Annotated in this window: 16 protein-coding genes and 1 pseudogene; 12 read left to right on the plus strand and 5 right to left on the minus strand. The window is 59.7% G+C overall.

Annotated features, from left to right (window positions below; all coding sequences use genetic code 11):
• Positions 1–7: 7 nt before the first annotated feature.
• The 4 genes and pseudogenes from D0550_RS36930 to D0550_RS24120 form a co-directional block, all read left to right on the plus strand.
• Positions 8–187 (plus strand): annotated as a pseudogene (locus D0550_RS36930) (RHS repeat-associated core domain-containing protein); the annotation flags it as partial.
• Positions 188–758: 571 nt separating this feature from the next.
• Positions 759–1202 carry a hypothetical protein gene (locus tag D0550_RS24110; RefSeq protein ID WP_153067316.1) on the plus strand — a complete coding sequence of 148 codons (444 nt, stop codon included), beginning with the start codon at positions 759–761 and terminating at the stop codon, positions 1200–1202.
• 364 nt (positions 1203–1566) lie between these two features.
• The gene (locus D0550_RS24115) at positions 1567–2034 is read left to right on the plus strand and encodes a hypothetical protein (RefSeq protein WP_153067317.1); all 468 of its coding nucleotides are present in this window, start codon (positions 1567–1569) and stop codon (positions 2032–2034) included.
• A 185-nt stretch (positions 2035–2219) separates the two neighbouring features.
• Entirely contained in the window at positions 2220–2600 is a 381-nt protein-coding gene (locus D0550_RS24120) for a hypothetical protein (RefSeq protein WP_116811756.1), read from the plus strand.
• 149 nt (positions 2601–2749) lie between these two features.
• On the opposite strand, the gene D0550_RS24125 is transcribed toward D0550_RS24120, so the two are convergent.
• A complete protein-coding gene (locus tag D0550_RS24125) occupies positions 2750–3439 on the minus strand; it encodes a DUF1349 domain-containing protein (protein ID WP_116811757.1) in 690 nt (229 codons plus the stop codon).
• A 312-nt stretch (positions 3440–3751) separates the two neighbouring features.
• Here D0550_RS24125 and D0550_RS24130 point away from each other — a divergent pair, with 312 nt between their 5' ends.
• The gene (locus tag D0550_RS24130) at positions 3752–5065 is read left to right on the plus strand and encodes a glycoside hydrolase family 6 protein (protein WP_170134687.1); all 1314 of its coding nucleotides are present in this window, start codon (positions 3752–3754) and stop codon (positions 5063–5065) included.
• Positions 5066–5341: 276 nt separating this feature from the next.
• Here the strand turns inward: D0550_RS24130 and aceE are convergent, their stop codons facing one another.
• Entirely contained in the window at positions 5342–8008 is a 2667-nt protein-coding gene (gene aceE / locus D0550_RS24135; RefSeq protein ID WP_241520903.1) for a pyruvate dehydrogenase (acetyl-transferring), homodimeric type, read from the minus strand.
• Between the two features lie 154 nt (positions 8009–8162).
• Between aceE and D0550_RS24140 the strand changes: the two genes are divergently transcribed.
• Together D0550_RS24140 and D0550_RS24145 are read left to right on the plus strand one after the other, a co-directional pair.
• Positions 8163–8801, plus strand: coding sequence for a TetR/AcrR family transcriptional regulator (locus D0550_RS24140; protein WP_206606508.1), 639 nt, complete (start codon positions 8163–8165; stop codon positions 8799–8801).
• A 237-nt stretch (positions 8802–9038) separates the two neighbouring features.
• On the plus strand, positions 9039–9314 hold the full coding sequence (locus tag D0550_RS24145; protein ID WP_116811761.1) for a hypothetical protein: 276 nt from the start codon (positions 9039–9041) through the stop codon (positions 9312–9314).
• A gap of 129 nt (positions 9315–9443) precedes the next feature.
• Here D0550_RS24145 and D0550_RS34995 read toward each other — a convergent pair whose 3' ends face one another.
• Entirely contained in the window at positions 9444–9905 is a 462-nt protein-coding gene (locus tag D0550_RS34995; protein WP_116811762.1) for a hypothetical protein, read from the minus strand.
• 26 nt (positions 9906–9931) lie between these two features.
• Between D0550_RS34995 and D0550_RS34680 the strand changes: the two genes are divergently transcribed.
• Together D0550_RS34680 and D0550_RS35000 are read left to right on the plus strand one after the other, a co-directional pair.
• Entirely contained in the window at positions 9932–10630 is a 699-nt protein-coding gene (locus tag D0550_RS34680) for a hypothetical protein (RefSeq protein ID WP_161966015.1), read from the plus strand.
• Positions 10631–10672: 42 nt separating this feature from the next.
• The gene (locus D0550_RS35000; RefSeq protein WP_161966016.1) at positions 10673–10846 is read left to right on the plus strand and encodes a hypothetical protein; all 174 of its coding nucleotides are present in this window, start codon (positions 10673–10675) and stop codon (positions 10844–10846) included.
• Here D0550_RS35000 and D0550_RS24155 read toward each other — a convergent pair.
• Both D0550_RS24155 and D0550_RS24160 read right to left on the minus strand, forming a co-directional pair.
• Complete coding sequence (locus D0550_RS24155) at positions 10829–12220, minus strand: ATP-binding protein (protein WP_116811763.1); 1392 nt, start codon at positions 12218–12220, stop codon at positions 10829–10831. The two genes, D0550_RS35000 and D0550_RS24155, sit on opposite strands and share 18 nt — an antisense overlap.
• Positions 12217–12882 (minus strand): response regulator, encoded by a 666-nt coding sequence (locus D0550_RS24160; RefSeq protein ID WP_116811764.1) that lies wholly within the window; start codon positions 12880–12882, stop codon positions 12217–12219. The genes D0550_RS24155 and D0550_RS24160 overlap by 4 nt, the downstream gene beginning before the upstream one ends.
• Before the next feature lie 192 nt (positions 12883–13074).
• Here D0550_RS24160 and D0550_RS24165 point away from each other — a divergent pair, with 192 nt between their 5' ends.
• The 3 genes from D0550_RS24165 to D0550_RS24175 all read left to right on the plus strand — a co-directional run bounded on the left by D0550_RS24165 (position 13075) and on the right by D0550_RS24175 (position 18216).
• Positions 13075–16281 carry an efflux RND transporter permease subunit gene (locus D0550_RS24165; protein WP_116811765.1) on the plus strand — a complete coding sequence of 1069 codons (3207 nt, stop codon included), beginning with the start codon at positions 13075–13077 and terminating at the stop codon, positions 16279–16281.
• A 104-nt stretch (positions 16282–16385) separates the two neighbouring features.
• Positions 16386–17402, plus strand: a complete 1017-nt coding sequence (locus D0550_RS24170; protein ID WP_241520904.1) for an efflux RND transporter periplasmic adaptor subunit — start codon at positions 16386–16388, stop codon at positions 17400–17402.
• Between the two features lie 16 nt (positions 17403–17418).
• A complete protein-coding gene (locus tag D0550_RS24175; protein ID WP_116811767.1) occupies positions 17419–18216 on the plus strand; it encodes a TlpA disulfide reductase family protein in 798 nt (265 codons plus the stop codon).
• The last annotated feature ends 273 nt before the right edge of the window (positions 18217–18489 follow it).

Raw genomic sequence — 18489 nt, forward strand, 5'->3', positions numbered from 1 at the left:
AAGCAAGGTGCGGTTGCCTGGGCAATACTTTGACCGGGAGGCCGGACTGCATTACAACTACTTCCGGGACTGCGATGCACAGACAGAGCGATACGTGCAGGGCGACCCCATTGGATTGAACGGCGGCCTCAACACGTATGCATACGGAGGAGCCGATCCGCTCAACAACAGCGATCCGGATGGCTTGGTAGTGCGCGGCTCCGGTTGCTCGGATAAGGGGGGGGCGCAAGGTAAGGAATGTCGAGGAGAGAATTCGACGGGAGCTATCTCGCACATGCACAGCCAGCAGTTCGGGAGGTCGCTGCATTCCTTGCGAATGGCAGACTCTTCTTCTCGGCGTCCTCGACACTGCACGGGTCAATTGTGCGCCCGGGTTCGCCGGCAACTCGCCAGCGGCTTGGCGGCATGCTCAACTTCTACCATCGCAAAGCGCCTGAGGATTGAATTTTCAGACACTACGGCTGTTGGGCGCGACAGCTGTCCGTAGCGAGGGCAGCGTTCGCCGAATCGGCGTAACCGGATTCTGTCGCTCGCCGATGAAGTATCGCCGGAAAGGCGGCGAAACCCAGATGATCGAGTTTGCAGGCCGTGATTGGCGACTCGTGGATTTGCGATCGGTCCGTTAAGGACTATATTCAGTCCTTGGCAGGAGATGCACTGATGCGCTATTCCACCCAGATCAAGCCCATCAGCTACTTGGGTGGCGCACTCCCGATCCACAAGACCGCTGCTGCTAGTGGCAGCGGGGCGAAGGTCAAATGAGCGCACTACGGGATTTCATATTTGCCGCTGTTATCATGGCTATTGCTGGCGTTGTTATTCCGTTCCTCAAGAAAAAGGCTTCGAGCGTAGCGCCTCGGTCGCATGAGAATCGAGCAACAGGCAAGGACATCGGGCGACCGTTGTACGGTCTGTTTATTGCCATTCTCGTGCTAACGCCAGCCGCCAGCTTCATGTTGGCGACGGACTTAGATGTGTATAACCGTGATGCCTTTGTCTTTCTATTCATGGGGATTGGCGTGTTCCTTTCACTGCCACTAACTCTACTGGTAGCTCGTCTGATCGGCGAAGATCGGTATGAAAAGTATTGGCTATATCTGGAAGAAGGTTCGAAGGTGGGCCGTCGCGCGATACTCTTGATGTGGGTCTGCGTTGCATTGATGAGTATCGGGACTGGGGCTGCCATGTTTTTGATGGAATGAGTTAATCATTCCGATCGGTTCCGACCAGCGCTTCGTATTCTTGAGCGAGTAAGGCACGCCGCTGACGAGCCGGCCTCGTCCTCGACGATGTCGACACGGCGGTTTCGTGTATGAGCTTTGAAGCCCATAGGACGCAATTGGACCGGTTCTTTGTGCGCATCGCCGATCCGAGGCGGACAGTCCAGATCGCCAGAGACATCGATCTCATTTTTGCAAACTCTTCTCATCATCGGGCCTTGCATTCAGCGAAAACCTGATTTGAGGACATGCTGTTGACGCTTCCCTGATGGCCTTGGTAGCTTCGACCCACGACTATCGCATAACTCGATTCAACCACCCGTTTGCTCATAACAGGGACGCAAATATGAGAACATCATTGATCGGAACACAGTGTTGCGAATCGTCTCTCTCTGCAATGGAGCCTCTTGGGCTGAAGCGTGGCGCAGCTCCGTCGGAAGTTGCTGCTTGTGGTTCCCAGAAGGTCGGTTACAAGTTGTTTAAAAGGCTGTTTGTGGCGACCGTGACAGCTACGATGTTCTATACGAGCGCTCACGCGGCGCAATGCCGGGGGCCTATCGGCGCTGTTGCCATCCACGACGATGGCCGGCTTCTCGTGCGCCAGGGGACGGTGAATAGCCCGATTTGGGCACTCTGCAATGTCAGTAGCAGCCAGGGTTATGCGGTGAGTGTTGCAACTTGCAAGAGTTGGCAGGCCATTCTCATGGCAGCGCAGAAGACCGGCGCGACGGTTGACCTCTACACGAACTCGTCCCCTTGCAATCTTGTTGATTGGGGAACGGCAGACGTGTACTACATCGAGGATCGTGGCTGAGCTGACCCGTCGTCCGCAAAAAAATCGATCTGGCTTCTGAACTCGCGCTTGGGGTGCTGAGCGCGTTCTGCATGATCGTCCGACTGACCTGGGATCTGTCCCGTGGTGCGGGCTCTTGTGGGTACGCCGGCTAAGCCTGAGACTACCTCCGTGGTCGATCGGCTGGGCTGTCAATTGCGAAATCCATGCTTGATCGACTGATTCAATCCATCCTGACCTTCATTCGCAGACGCGAGCGCACTCATAATGCGCTCGTGCTCTCTTTTCATGCCGCCGCCATCCTCGGTGCCATGATCATTCTCAATCTCCTGACGCTGATGACGGTGGGGCTCGTTTTCAGTCCAGCGGTCGCTCAGGCGATGGACCGGCTGGGTCAGCCGCCTGTCGCGGCAGTTTGTCTTCTCGCAATCGGGCTCATCGCCTATCAGATGATCCGACACGTGCTGCGCAAGGAGGAGCACAATCCAGGCGCGCCGGAGGTGTCCCCGACGATTCTGTATGCGTCGCTCGCGGGCTCATTTTTGGTCTATTTTCTCTGCGCACTTACGGTGAGTGTCATTCGCTGATGAGACGCCTCATGTCTCATGGCGCCACGCTTCTGTGCGGCGTGGGATGCGACTCTGGTTGCTCGTGCCGAGATTCTCGCGAGACCGTCGAATGAAGGTCGACCGTTTCCAGGGCGACGTGAGGAGCGGGTGAGAAGTGCTGCTTCGACTCACTTCCCCAGGCGGAAGTCGGCGACGCTGGTCTGAGTAAGAGACACGTCTTCGAAGGTCGCGGATGTGCCATTGCCGAGCGGCGATTGCGCGCTGACGCCCAACCAGATCCTTTCGGGATACTCATTCCTGAACAGTCGGATGAGCTGCCAACTCTGGTTGTCCATAGAATAGTAGAATCCGACTGTCTGGGTATCTGAGGATATCTTCATATGCACGCCGCGTTCGGAGATCACCTCGTGATTGTTGTCATCCGAGGTGCCGGTGGTGCGAACGGTGACCATCCGAGTGCGACGGCGCTCGTCCATCTCCATGGCCATCTTCAACCATAGATCGTCCTTGACCCAGATATAGAGCGCACCGGCGTCGTAGGTTTCGAGAAATGTCGGCGTTATGCGCGCCGTCAGCGTGAATGCCTTCTTGTTGTCGACCGCGGCCAGCAGAACAGGCGCCGTATTGTTCGACAGCTTGCCGTTGGGATCCCGGAAGTTGTCACGTTTCGCCGCGCTAGTGAGCGTTAGTTTATTGCCGCTGACCTTCGTGTTCTCGCCGGCCCCATTGAGCGAACGAGTAAAGCTGATGCCCGGCAGGGCAATGCTAACGCCGTTGCCGGGGTCCTGTGCGGAAGCCAACGTTGGCACGCACATGGCGGCAATCAGCGCGGCAAATGGGATCTTCTTCAACGTCATGTTTGCTCTTCCTCGAGTGGGCCGACGGTCGTCGACCATCCCTAACGTCTCTTCATGAGAACCATACTATCTTTGTGGTTCAAAGGTCGTCATGCAACGCTTGTACGAGTCAAAGCGATGAGTTCTGCGGACTTGGGGCAAGATGTTTGACATCGCCGCGGATCGGCGGACAATGACAGCGCTTGCCAGACCGCCCAAGGTGGGGCGTTGAACGGACAGTTGTATGGTGATGCGCAACCGAGGGAAGGTGCTATGTTTCAGCTCGCCCGCGCGCTCCGCTCAGTGACAATCGCGTTTTTGAGCGGCGCTGTCATGATTCTCGCTGGCGTGGCCGCGCCGGCAATCGCCAAGGACAACAATAGAAGTGGGCGGTCTCACGTCCGATTCCATGTGGGAAGTCCGAACCCGGCGGCACTCCGGCAGATCTATGAACTAATTCGGCAGCGGCAGTATAAAAACGCCGAGCTTCTCCTCAAACTGGTGCTCGTACCGCAGGCAACGTGGTTGGTCGGTGGTTCGCCTCAGGAGGTGGCCCAGGCGGCCCGACGTACATTGCTGGAGGCCAAGCTTCAGCAGGCAACGCCGGTCTTCGTTCTATACAACATACCGGGCCGCGATTGCGGCAGCTATTCTGGCGGTGGTGCGCAGACGACGGCCGCGTATGTGGCCTGGATCGACGCGATTGCCGGTGCCCTCCGTGACCGCGAGGCAATCGTAATTCTCGAGCCGGACGCTCTGGCCAATCTGCCGGTGGATTGTGGTTACGATCCGACGGGCGACCTCACCGTGGATCGCTACACGCAGCTGCGCCATGCAATCGATACTCTCGGTGCATTGCCAGGAACCCGCGTGTATCTCGATGCAGGTCACAGTCGCTGGCATGCCGTGGGCACGATAGCAAGTCGTCTTGTGCAAGCGGGTGTTGCCGATACTTCGGGTTTTTTCCTGAACGCGTCCAATTACCAACCCACACCTGCGCAGGTCCAGTACGGAACGTGGATCAGCAACTGCATTGCATTCGCGAGCGATCCGTCGGACGGCGGCTGGAGATTGGGGCACTATGATTATTGCGCCAGCCAGTACTATCCAGCCAACGCCGATGATTACAGCACCTGGGCGCTCACCGACGAATGGTATGCGAACAATCTATCCGGGCTGCCGCAGAATCCGACTCACTTCATCATCGATACCAGCCGAAACGGCCAGGCACACGCTTCCAATTCACCAAATGATCCGACGTACGCGACCGAGCCGCCCGGGCGCATGACGCTGTACGCACAATCGCCCTACCACCAGCCTTCGAGCGTCATCTCCACTCTGGCCGCGGGCAGCTGGTGCAATTTGCCCGGTGCGGGAGCCGGCGCTCGCCCCACGGCGGCAACGGGCAATGCTCTCGTCGACGCCTATCTTTGGATCAAGATCGTCGGCGAGTCAGATGGCTCCTGCGACGCAGCTGGCGGAGTTCGCGCCTGGGATTACAGCACATACAGCGAGCCGGGCTGGCCGACGATATTCCTCGAGCAGCAAACATTCGATCCGTTGTGGGGACGCAAGGATCCGGATGCAGGTGCCTGGTTCCCGGAGCAGGCGTTGGAGCTCGCGAAGAAGGCGGTGCCGCGTTTGTGAGCGCTCATCCATGCCTCGCACCAACTGATTCGAGGTCAGTTGGTGTGATCAGGAAAACCATCGAGTCGTGATGAGCGAGATCGGCAGTTTGCGCACTTAATTCTATAGAGAATTATAGAGGCAGCGCTTGTTCCGCTGCGGAGAAAACGTAACTCGCGGAATCTAAAGCAGGAAAGTGGTGGGCCGAGGCAGCGGCGCGCCGATCGAGGTTCGGTCCAATAGCGAGGGCAGAATTTTGCCGAATCGAGTCGGATCCGCAATTGAGCTAGTAGCTGATCACGTCGCGGTCGCTCCTGCCGTCTGAACATCGATGTCGTATCGTTGGATCGCCTCGCTCACGCGATTGGCAGCGATGCGACCCTCGTCCGCAAGTGCTTTGAGTGCCGCGACGGCGATGTAGTGTCGATCTACCTCGAAGAATTTACGTAAAGCCTCGCGCGTATCGGATCGACCAAAGCCATCCGTGCCCAACGAGACGAAGCGATGCTCTGGCAGGAACTGTCGAATCTGATCCGCGACGATCTTCATATAGTCGCTAGCCGCAATGACGGGGCCCGGGTGCGAAGCGAAGCACTGCTGTACATAACTAACTCGTGGCGGATCCTGCGGATGTAGGATGTTCCAGCGTTCCACTTCCAGTCCTTCACGCCGCAACTCGGTGAAGCTTGTGGCGCTCCAGATATTGCTCGCAACTCCAAAGTCCTGTTTCAGCAATTCCGCGGCGGCAATCGCTTCGCGCAGAATCGATCCGCTGCCCACCAGCTGAACCTTGCAGGCGGAGCCCGGATCGTCGGCCTGCTGCAACAGATAAAGTCCTTTCAAGATGCCTTCGTGCGCCTCTTGCGGCATGGGTGGGTGTGCGTAATTCTCGTTGAGCAGGGTGATGTAGTAGAACACATCATCGTTCTCGCGATACATGCGCTCAAGACCGCGTTGGATGATCACGGCGAGCTCGTATGCGAAGGTCGGGTCGTACGACACGCATGACGGGATGACGGACGAGAATACGTGGCTATGGCCATCGGCGTGCTGCAGTCCTTCACCCATCAGAGTCGTGCGGCCCGCGGTAGCGCCGAGCAGGAAGCCGCGAGCACGACAGTCGGCAGCGGCCCAGGCCAGGTCGCCAATGCGCTGCATGCCGAACATGGAATAGAAGATATAGAACGGCAGCATGGCCAGGCCGTGATTGCTGTAGGACGTCGCCGCGGCGATCCATGAAGACATGGCGCCAGACTCGTTGATGCCTTCCTGCAGGATCTGTCCGTCCTTTGCTTCCTTGTAATAGCTCAGCTGGCCTGCGTCCTGCGGCGTGTAGAGCTGCCCGACGTGCGAGTGAATGCCGATCTGGCGGAACATGCCTTCCATTCCGAAGGTGCGGGACTCATCTGGAACGATGGGGACCACTCGCTTGCCGACGTGCGGGTCCTTGAGTAGGGCGCTGAGGATGCGCACGAATGCCATCGTCGTCGAAATCTCGCGACCGCCCGTGCCTTGTAACTGACTGTCGAATGCATCGAGCCGCGGAATCTCGATCGGATCGTAAGCGGACGATCGTGCGGGCAGGTGTCCTCCGAGTAGTGCCCGGCGTGCGGCGAAATATTTCGCGTCGTCGCTTTCCGGGTCCAACTGCAGGTACGGCATCTCGATCAGTTGATCGTCGGACACGGGAAGTGCGAACCGATCACGAAACGCCCGGACTGCGTCGGGTCCCATCTTCTTCAGCTGGTGATTGACATTCAGGCCCTCGCCGGCTTCGCCCATCCCAAATCCCTTCACTGTTTTTGCGAGAATGACCGTTGGCTGTCCCGCGTGGCTCATGGCCGCCGCGTAGGCAGCATGCACCTTGAGCGGATCGTGACCGCCACGCTGCAGTGCCCAGATCTCATCGTCCGACAGATTTTTTACCAATTCGAGCAGCTCTGGGTACTTGCCGAAGAAATTCTGCCGAACGTGGGCGCCGTTGTGCGACTTGAATGTTTGATAGTCACCGTCCGTGCACTCCATCATTCGCCGGTGTAGCAGGCCGGTGCTGTCGCGGCTCAACAGCGCGTCCCAGCCGCTGCCCCACACGACCTTGATCACGTGCCAACCAGCAGCGCGGAACACGCCCTCGAGCTCTTGGATGATCTTGCCATTACCGCGCACCGGCCCGTCCAGACGCTGCAGATTGCAGTTCACCACGAAGATGAGGTTGTCGAGTTTCTCGCGCCCGCCGAGCGAGATCGCGGCCAGCGATTCGGGTTGATCCATCTCGCCATCGCCGAGAAAGGCCCAGATTTTTCGGCGCTGTGGGGTACGCAGCCCGCGCAGCTCCAGATATCTCATGAATCGCGCCTGATACGCGGCCGTGATCGGCCCAAGTCCCATCGAGACGGTGGGAAATTGCCAGAACTCCGGCATGAGTCGTGGATGAGGATAGGAAGATAAGCCGTCACGGCCAGCTTCTCTGCGGAAGTTGTCGAGTTGGGTAGCGCTGATGCGTCCTTCGAGGAAGGCACGTGCATAGAAACCGGGCGCGGAGTGCCCCTGTAGATAAAGCAGATCGCCGCCGAACTCGCCCGTGCGTGCGCGAAAGAAATGATTGAAGCCCACGTCGTAGAGCGCAGCTGCCGAAGCGTAGGTCGCGATGTGTCCACCGACGTTCGAATGCTTGCCCGCGCGGAGCACGGTGACCATCGCGTTCCAGCGGATACAGGCGCTGATCCGGCGTTCGATATCAAGATTGCCCGGATACGCGCCTTGGTTCTCCGCGGCGATAGTGTTGACGTAGGGCGTCGTGACAGCGGCGGGCCGGTCGCCGTGCAGCGCCAGGTCACGCTGCAAGAGTGCATCGATGAGGAAGTGGCCGCGCTCGCGACCTTCGTGCTCGAGAACGTTGTCGTAAGCGTCGAGCCATTCTCGAGTTTCCTGGGTATCGACATCGGTGGCAGTGGTCGCGAGGATGTTCAATGGCGTGCTCCGCTCGATACAGTCGCGCGACGGCCGGGTCCATCGCGCCGGTGACATATGGTACGATACGTTACCACACTATTCTAATAATGGTACGGTAGCGTACCAAGGAGCATCGATGCCGAGGGCAAGAACCGTAGCCCGCGCCGTGAGCAAGCCACGCGCCTCCGTCGCGGGTCGCGCGCGTTCCGCGAAAATCCTCCGCGTCGCGGCCAAAGTCTTTTTCAAGCACGGCTACGCGGGCGCCAGCATCGATACGATCATTGCCGAGGCGGGCGGCTCGAAGCGCGACGTGTATAACCAGTTTGGCGGCAAGGAGGGGTTGTTCGCGGCGATCGTGCGTGACAATTTGCAAACCGCGCTTGGCTCGCTCGCGCTCGGGCCCGACCAATCAAAGAGTTTGCAAGAGATGCTCCTCGAATTCGGCACCGGGCTGGCCGAACGTCTGTCGACGCCGACGGGACTGAATCTCTATCGCATCATCGTGTCGGAAGGGATGCGCTTTCCGGCGCTGGCGAAACTGTTCTACGAAAGCGGTCCGGGTCTGGTAGCGAACAAGCTCGCCCAGGTGCTGGAGCAGCGGCAGCGCGCAAAGGAGATCGATATGGTCGATTGCCGCGCAGCGGCCGACCATTTCGTCGGTATGATACGCGGCAACCTCCATCTGGCAGTCATCTTGGGAATACGCCCGCCGCCGAGGCCGGAGGAAATACAGGCTTTTGTTTCCAAGGCTGTGGCGGCCTTTCTATTTGGCATCGTTATCGGTCGTAAGAACGGATGCTCATAGCACGCCTTCGATCGGAATGCCGAGGTCAGCGGCCGCGGAATCGTGCTGAGAGTCTGATGGCATATCAATCTAGGTGGTCGAGTAGAGCGCCGGGAGAGACTCGGTGGAATGCTCAACTTCTACCATCGAGAAGCGGCGTGACGCCTGAATTTTCAGACACTACGCGGTTCGCTACAAACAGGATGCAAACGGGAAGTGGTTGTTCAATACTATGATTCCACAGCCGGAGTTATAGTGATGGATGCGTTGCCTGAGCCGCTGGGTATGATTTTGGAAGGCTTCTGCCACGTCGAATGGTGGGAAGTGCACGAGCTGGCTGAGCTGGTACAGAGCGGCAACGCCAGATTCGATGTCGGCGCGCTGAAGGCTCAAATGGAGGCAAAACTCGCCGACCCCACCGGCATCGCGAGCCCGATCCACAAGCTGACCCTTGTGGAGTTTGAGTCAGACGAGGAGGCTCGTGCCTGGCTTCAAGACATCTACCAAACGGTATTTGGTGGGTCGGCATCCTGAGGATATGCGTGGCTTGGGATGTGTGTTTAGGCCGCGACAGTGAGGCTGCCGAGCGCGCTCGACGAAGGGATGCGATAGAGGTACAAGGGGCAGAGTCTTAACCGCGCTCGCCTGAAGGATTCTCCGGAGCTATTCGCTTGCGTCGCTTGCAGCGCATTGTTGGGCTTCGAACCCCGACTTGAACTCAGCGATTTCGCGGAGTCGATCGGCTTCAGCCAGTGAGAGAAATGTGCGGAAACTGGCTTCCGGTATTTCGGCTTCGCCCATCCTTTGCCCGGCCCAAGAAGCTAGCTCATGCGAGCGGCATTTCGGACATACGTGGTCTGCGGTGAGGCGCTGCCCACCGACCGGGTCCGCGAAGTGGGCGCAAGCGGCGAGAAGGAAGTCTCCGCGCTGAATTCCATTCGTCAGCGTTGGCACGAAGCCTTCTGCGCGCTTCCACACGGGGTTTTCAATTGCCTCGAAGTACGCGTGCACGGTGCCACTCACTCCCGTAAAGATGAATGACCCGTAGGCAAAATCGCCCAGTTCTGGCTTCGCAAACGATGCCCGGCAAGCTGCGCATCTTGCTTCAAACAATCGGATGTTCATTGCTCTCAGCCCAACTTGATTTAGGAATGCGTACCTTGCTGTCCATCAGTATTGGCAGTCCGTCGCTATTGATGTTTCATGGCGTTATGATACATGCGCGCAGCCAAGTGTGGCGCCGTGGGTGGATTTCCAGGATGTTGACCGTGGACCAGGCCCAGATGAATAGCAAAACTTCGGCCCGAGGGTCGCGCTGCCTTGCCAGGCTGCTGACGTTTGCGTTTGCCAGTTTTGGTTTTGCGTTCAGTGCGACTGCCGTCGCTTGTCTTTGTGGCTCAGCTGATGTTGGATTCGTTGAGGAGTATGACGAAGTCTTTTCTGGTCTGGTCATTTCAACGCAGCGCACCGACGAGCCGGTGGCTGATACAGCGTCGTCAGGTGAGGCAGTTGTCGAGGACCCCGGCTACTGGGTGAGATCAAGAATACTCGTGATGCGCACCTGGCGAGGTGCGCCATCGACAGTAGCCGAGGTGTGGGCTCCCGTTGCCACCAATTGCGATTCTCCGCCCATCCCGGGTTTCTATTTTGTAGCTTTGGTGCGATCGGAGAAAGGCCGCAGCGTCGCGAGCAATTCCCTTTGCGATCACGCCCTGAAGGCTGCAGCGACAAAAGAGCGAGGAAGCTTTGCAGTCGCGGGTATCACCATCGCAGCAGCTGGAGCTGGCGCAGCCACGGCGGCACTACTATGGTTCGTAAAGATAATTCGACGACGCAGACCGCCGCGATGATGGAGGCATCTTTCCGCTGCCTCTGATCCGGACGAGCGCCGTATGGAGCTGAGCGCGACCGCATTGGTCGATTTTTGGACAGAACGGGATCTCACTGCGGCGGACTTATATCAGCTGCCTGCGGCCCGCGTGACGCTCACCAAAGATCATCGAGTGATGTCACGCTCATCACTCTATCCGGTGTTCTTCGAGGCTCTGCTAGCCGGCCAAATGTGAGTCCGGCGAAGAATGAGATCTTGACACCACCCATGTCGTGTTCCGCAGTAATAACGGTTTTCCATGCGGCAGGCGAAGCGTCGCGATCAACCCACGATCTGGGGTCCGACGGAGTTCGAACGATCCGTTGAACCGTTCGACGATGCTCTTGACCAACGTAAGTCCCAACCCGACTCCCGACCCGATATGTGCACGGCGCCAGAATCTCTCGGCGGCCAGGGTCAGTTCGCTTTCGCTCATGCCAGGCCCATGGTCCCGGATGCGGAATATCGTCGCTCCATTTTTCTCTGCCAGCTCGATATCGACGGTGCAATCCCGAGGCGAGTATTTCAAGGCGTTGTCGATGACATTGCGCAACGAGACGACGGCGATAGCTGCCGGGATGTCGAGTAAGCCGAGGTCGGCGCGTCCATGAATCCGTACCCGATGGTCGGGATCGCCGCCTGCCGCATCGAGGGCGCGATCGATGGCTTCCTGCCCGGTGATACGTTCGCCATCTTCGAAAGATGCGCGGCCCTCGAGGCGTGCAAGCATGAGTAATTGGTCGAGGGTTGCTCGCATCCGTGCGACGCCGGTAGTCGCATCGTCCAATGCTCGGACGGCGGTTTCCCCGGAGGTGCGGCGGGCCACTTGCAGATGAGTGTCGATGCCGGTGAGCGGGGTACGCAGCTCATGTGCCGCATCGCTCGTGAAGCTGCGCTCGCGTTGAATTGATCGTGAGACTCTTTCCAGAAGACCATTCATTGCGTCGACTAGGGGCTTCAGTTCGGCGGGCAGCCCCTGGGTCGCCAATGGGACAGTTGCATCGAGTCCGCGATAGGAAAGTTCGTCTTGCAGGCGGCGCACAGGAGCTAGTGCGCGCCCAACGCCGATACACAGCGCGAGCAGTCCTCCGATACCTGCGATCACAAACGGTATTCCGGCGGCCAATGCGATCTTCCGTTGCAGCAGGGAGCGTTCATCGATGCGATCAGCCGTCGTGACGTCGAAGCCCTCCGTGCGCAGCGTGAATGTGCGCCAGCTCTGGCCGTCCAGGAACACGGTGCGATAGCCAGGATTCGTGCTCTGTAATGGCGCGTGACCGGCGTCCCTTGTCGTCGCGATGATTTCGCCCCGCAGAGAGCGCACCTGACAGGCCATGGTGCGGCTGCCGGGCACGATGAGCGAATCACGCGCGCCGGTTGAGGCCGTATCGAGCGAGAACGAAGACTGGGCTAGTAGTCCCGCGACCATGCGAGCGGACATTGCAAGACGCTCGTCCAACGTGCTCTGCAGTCCGCGATCGAGATCGCGGAACATCCAAACAGCCGCCGCGCACCACAACACGGCGAGCGCAACCCCAATGATGAGCAGCAATCGTGCGCGCAAGCTCATCGTTCGAACCAACCGAAGCGATAGCCCAGGCCGCGGACTGTCTCGACGACGGTCGCGCCCAGTTTTCGCCTGAGATGATGGATGTGCACGTTGAGTGCGTTGCTTTCCACGTCCTGTTCCATGCCGTACAGACGATCCTTCAGTTGTTCGTTGGAAAGGCAACGGCCTCTGGCTTGAATGAGGCTAGCGAGCAGCACGACCTCCCGCCGGGACAGCTCTACGGATCTTCCCTCCATCCAAGCCTCGCCGCTACTCGCGTCGAAGCGCAAGGGACCAGCCTCCACCAAGTTCACACTGCGTCCACCCGAGCGGCGAATGAGCGCATGCAGCCGGGCGGCAAGCTCGCCAAGATCGAAAGGCTTCACGAGGTAGTCATCCGCGCCGGCTTGCAGCCCTCCGATGCGGTCTTCCACGGCGTCTCGCGCGGTCAGCAAAAGCACGGGCATGTCGTTGCGGTTTTTCCTCAGGCGCGTCAACAGAGCGATTCCATCTTCGTCCGGCAAGCCAAGGTCGAGGACCATGGCGTCGCAGTCGGCATGCGTGTAGGAAAGTTCCGCCTGCGCGGCCGTCGACACGTGATCGACCGTGAACCCGTACGAGCGAAGTCCCGCGACTAGCCCGCGAGCGATCAGTTCGTCGTCTTCCACCACCAAAATCCGCATTTCTCTCTCCGCAGCCAAGCATACAAACGCTGACATCGAGCCGGCTTGGCTCGCTTAATCCTGTGTTAACGCGCTTCGATCACGCTCCTCGCAGCGCATTGGCCGCGTTCGCGACCCACAACTCATGCGGTCGTCGACTATGCGCTCACCGGCGCCGTCGTCGAATACCGCACACACGCACAGACCCAAACGATGTGGATTGTTCAGTACGCCCTGAGTCGCCGATACACGATCGGCGTGCTCGCCATCTTGATTCTGCTGTTCGGCACGCTCGCCGCACGGCGGATGCCGACCGACATCCTGCCCGAGGTGGGCATCCCATCGGTGAACCTGGTGTGGACCTACAGCGGCCTGCCGGCTGCCGATATGGCAGCGAAACTGACCTCGTTCTCCGAAGTTGCGATCATGAATAACGTGGACGACATCAAGGAGGTCCGCTCCGAATCGCTGAATGGGACCAGCATCGTGCGCATCGAGTTCCAGCCGAGTGTGAGTCTCGATCGCGCGCTTGGGCAGATTACGTCGGTGTCCCAAACGATCCTGCGTCGGATGCCGCCGGGAACCTCGCCACCACTCGTGATCCGCAACAATGTGTCCAGCACGCCGGTGTTGATGCTCGTGCTGTCGTCGGACTCGCTCTCGGAAGCTCAGCTCTACGATTACGCGCGCCTACAGCTTCGTTCACAGATCCAAACCATACCCGGCATTCGCATGACGCTGCCGTATGGGGGCGCTGCGCGGCAGATCATGGTCGATCTCGACCCGGCAGCATTACAGAGATATGGGCTGACACCCGCGGACGTCAGCAACGCACTCGAGCGCGGCATTCCGACGTTGCCCTCAGGGGCGATTCGCGAGAGCACCCGGGAAATGCAAATCTCGCTCGACATGAGCCCGGCAACCGCGAGCGACTTTCTCGACATTCCCCTGACGTCGAGAAACGACGGCTTGATAAGGGTGGGCGATGTTGCCTCGGTGCGCGACGGTGCAGCCTTGCAGACCAACGTCGCTCGCATGGATGGCTCGAGCGCCGTAGCGGTGGCCCTGATCAAACTTGGCGGCGCCTCTGCTGTGGAGATCGTGCACGCCGTGCGCGAACGCCTCCCCGAGATCGAAGCCTCGGCGCCTCCTGGTACACGCATTCAACCAATCTTCGATCAGTCGGTGTTCGTCGATAACGCGATTAGCTCCATTCAGCACGAGGCCCTGATCGTTGGCCTTCTGGTCGCGTTGGTCGTACTGATCTTCCTCGGCTCCTGGCGATCGAGCCTGATCGTGCTATCGGCGATTCCCCTTGCGCTGCTCGCGTCGATAGCGATGCTCAACTTGCTCGGTTACACCTTCAATGTGATGACGCTGGGCGGTCTGGCACTCGCGATCGGCATCCTGGTCGACAACGCGCTGGTCGACGTGGAGAACACCAATCGCAACCTCGCCATGGGCAAGGACGTGCGTACCGCGATCATCGACAGCGCGCGTGAGATCGTCTTCCCGGAGATGGTGTCCACCGTCGCGATCTGCATCGTCCTGACACCGATCTTACTGATGACCGGGCTGTCGGCCTGGGTGTTCACACCGCTTGCGCTCGCGGTCATCTTCTCCATGCTGGCGTCATTCCTGCTCACGCGTACCCTCATTCCGGTGCTGTGCAGTCTGCTGCTGCCGGCTGACCTTCGCAGTCGTGAGAAGCCGCGCTGGGCCGAGAGCGTGCTGCTCCGGATCCATCACAAGGTCGAACACGCGCTCGACTCGTTGCGTGAACGTCATCGAACATTGTTGAGCACGCTGGGGCAGCGGGGCGGTGTTCTTGCAATGAGTGCGCTGTTCGTCCTCGCAATAGGTGTCGCCGCCACCCTGTCACTCGGCCGGGACTACTTTCCCCGCGTCGATGCCGGCCAGTTGCGCTTGCAGGTCCGCCTGCCCTCGGGGACGCGTTTGGAGGAAACGGCGGCCCGGCTCACCGAGATACAGCGCGAAATTCGTCAGATCATTCCGGCGGCGGAGCTGCAGACGGTGTACGAACAGATAGGGATTCCAGACTCCGTGAATCTCGCGCAGGTGGATAGTGCAGTCGTCGGATCGTTCGAAGCAGAGTTGATGCTGCAGCTACAGACGCCGCATGGCCCGAGCGAGGAATATCTGAAACGCATTCGTCGCCGGATCGCGGAGCGATTTCCAGACGTGCAGCTTTTCGAACGTCCGCCGGATGCTACCAGCCGAACGCTGGCCGGTTCGGCTGCTGCTGCGTTCGAGGTACGCTTGATCGGACGCGACAGTCGCGGCAATTTGCTCGTGGCGCGTGAGCTGGAGCGGCGCCTCACCAATGTCCCGGGTGCAGTGGACGTTGCGGTTCGCCAGGTGCTCGATTTACCCGAGTACCAATTGCACATCGATCGCACTCGCGCCGCGCAGCTGGGAATCGATGCACAACAGGCTGCACGCGCGGTGTTGACGGTGCTCGGCTCGGCCGGCACCGTGACTCCGGTGTACTGGACCGATACCGCCAACGCGCTTGCATACACCGTGCAGGTACAAGCGCCGGCACCCAGTACGACACACATCGATGCGCTCTTGAACGCGCCTTTGCGCATTGGCAGAGACGGCGGCGCGGTGCTTCTGAGAAATGTTGCAACCGTAACCGCCCGCAAAGTGCCCGCTAGCCTGGCGCGCACGACGCTGGCGCCGACGATCAGCGTTCTGGCGAACGTGGAGGGCACGGATCTCGGATCGGTCCACGACGAGCTCACCCGCATCACCGCAGAGCTCAAGAGTGATCTCAAACCTGGCAACCGTATCGAAATCGTGGGCCAGGCCGGCGAGATGCAAAGCGCTTACAGCGAGCTGGCCGGCGGGTTGTTGATGTCGGCGGCACTGGTTTTTCTGGTGCTGGTGATCAATTTCCAGTCGTGGGTCCAGCCTCTGGTCGCCATGTCCGGCCTGCCGATTGCAATCGCCGGCGCCGCGATCGGTCTCTTTGCCACGGGCACGGCACTGAGTGTTCCCGCCCTCATGGGAATGATGATGGTGATTGGCGTCTCGACGGCAAACAGCGTGTTGGTCACGAGCTTTGCACGCGAACTCGTTGCTCGAGGACACGATCGCGAGACGGCCGCATTCGAAGCTGCGGCGGTTCGACTTCGACCGGTGCTCATGACAGCAAGCGCCATGCTCCTCGGCGTCCTGCCCATGGCCATAGGACTGGGCGAGGGCGGCGAACAGAACGCGCCGCTGGGCCGGGCAGTGATCGGCGGTCTTCTGTTCGGTACGCCGGCGACGTTGTTGTTGGTTCCTTCTGTTCTCGCGGCGCTGGGTCGACGCACAGTTGTCCATGGCCGAGAGACTTTACTCGTCGAGTCCGATTCTGTAGTTCATGGAGCCGATTCTGGAGCCATTAGATGACGTTCTCGCTATCCCACTTGATCCATGCCGCCACCGTGATCGCAGCGGCCGCTATAGTTACGGGGTGTGGTCGAACCGCGGCGGAAAGCGCCGTTGTCCAGCCCATGCCAGAGGTGTCGGTTGCCCGCGCCAAGGCCACTGAAGGCTTTGTTGAATTGAAGCTGCCGGCGCGTGCGCTCGCTGGAGAATCGGCGCGGATTTATGCGCGAGCGACCGGATTCGTCAGCGAACGCCGAGCTGATCTGGGCGATGCGGTTCGCAAAGGAGATGTACTTGCGATCATTTCGGCGCCTGAGATAGATGAGGCTGTGCGCGAAGCGGAAGCCGTCCTCGCCCAGGCGAAGGCCGATGAAGAGCTGGCGCGAGCGAATTTCGCGCGCGCCGAAGCGCTCGTGGGGTCGGGCGCTATCTCCAAAGAGAAACACCTTGAGCGCAAAGCGAATTTGGGCGTAGGTGCGGCGGCCCGTACGGCTGCCGAAGCTCGCCTTGCCGCTGCGCGCGAACGTCAGGCGTTCCGGATGGTGCGTGCGCCGTTTGCAGGTGTAGTCGTTTCCCGCGACGTTGAGCGAGGCGACCGCGTGGTCGGCGATGCCGTGAGCGCTCAGCCCATGTTTGGAATCAACGCGCTCGACCCGCTGCGCGTCGTCGTCGATGTGCCGCAGAATGCGGTGTTGCGGATCCAAGAGGGGCTCAAAGGTGAGATCACATTCGCCGAACTGCCAGGCGAAAGCTTCCAGGCGGAAGTGGTCCGCTCCGCGCGGGCCATCGACGCCGCTTCTGGCGTAATGCGAGTCGAATTGCGCCTGCCTAATCCGGGCAATCGTATTCCGGCGGGGATGCTCGGCACGGTCAGCCTCCGGCTGCGCCGCGCAGTGCCCGCAATGGTGGTTCCGGTTTCGGCAGTAATCCAGGATGCACGAGGTGCACGGGTCGCCACGCTGAAGGGCGATGCGGTGGAGTATCGGGAAGTGTCGATCGGCAGGAATCTGGGCGACCAGATTGAGGTTCTCTCCGGAATCGCCGCGAACGAGCAAATCATCCTTGCTCCGAATGCGCTTCTGACGCCGGGAACCCAGGTGAAGGTTCGTGACGCCGGTGCTTCGGTCGAGGGAAGGTCGTAGCTGCTGAGTTCCTCCCATGTCCATAGGTCCCTTCGTCATTTCCCTTCATCGCCTGTTCCTGTTGGCAGGGGTGCTGGTCGCGTTCGGCGCGACGGCCCTGATGCTACGTGGGGAGAAGAGGGCGAGAGGTTCGTCCATCCTTTGGACGTCGATTCTCGCAGGCGTGATCGCCGCTCGAATCGCCTACGTGCTGACACATGGGCAGCACTATCGAGAGAACCTCTTCGAGATCCTCCATGTGTGGGACGGGGGCTTGAACGCGGTTCTCGGCATGGCCACGGCCTTTGTTGTAGCGGCATGGCTCGCTGTACGCCGTGAGGTCGGCGCGGGGCGTGTGCTCGCGTCGCTTCTGATCGGCATGAGCGCTTGGGGTTTGTTGCACGTCGGCGCCAGCATCATGCGCGATGAGCATTCGCCCGTGCTCGCTGACATCACACTCTCCACGTTGGATGGAAAGCCAACGCAGCTGCGATCCTTCGTCGGCAAGCCCGTCGTGTTGAATCTATGGGCAACATGGTGCCCTCCTTGCCGACGGGAGATGCCCGTGCTTTCCGCCGCACAAGCGGAACACGAAAATGTGCACTTCGTCTTCGCGAATCAGAATGAAACGGCGGACGAGGTGCGCAGATTTCTGATCGCGCAACGCTTGCCGATCGAGAATGTGCTGCTCGACGAGGGCTTGCTCGCCACCGAATACCGCGCGCCAGGGTTGCCTACGACACTGTTCTTCGATCGCGACGGCCGCCTGCGACGCGTCCACCTGGGCGAGCTGTCAGCCCCGCGGCTCGCCGACTACCTGAGTTCCATTGATTGAGAGAGTGCGCAGACTGGCAAACTCCACGTTGCTCTTTCCATCACGAACATTTGCTATTGAGGTCCATCTCAATTCAGCGGTGGCAGCTTGGGTGGATTTCTCGAGGCGGGACCAAGGTTGTCCTCCGCAAAAATTTGATCTGTCCTCTGAAACGGCTGGCGGGCGCAACTGTGGCATGATCATAGCGTGCTGAGCGCGCTCTTCATGATCGTCCGTCTGACCTGGGATCTGATCCTGTGGTGCGGGCTCTTGCTTCGGCCACGCGAGTCGCTG

It is taken from the genome of Steroidobacter cummioxidans (assembly GCF_003104955.1).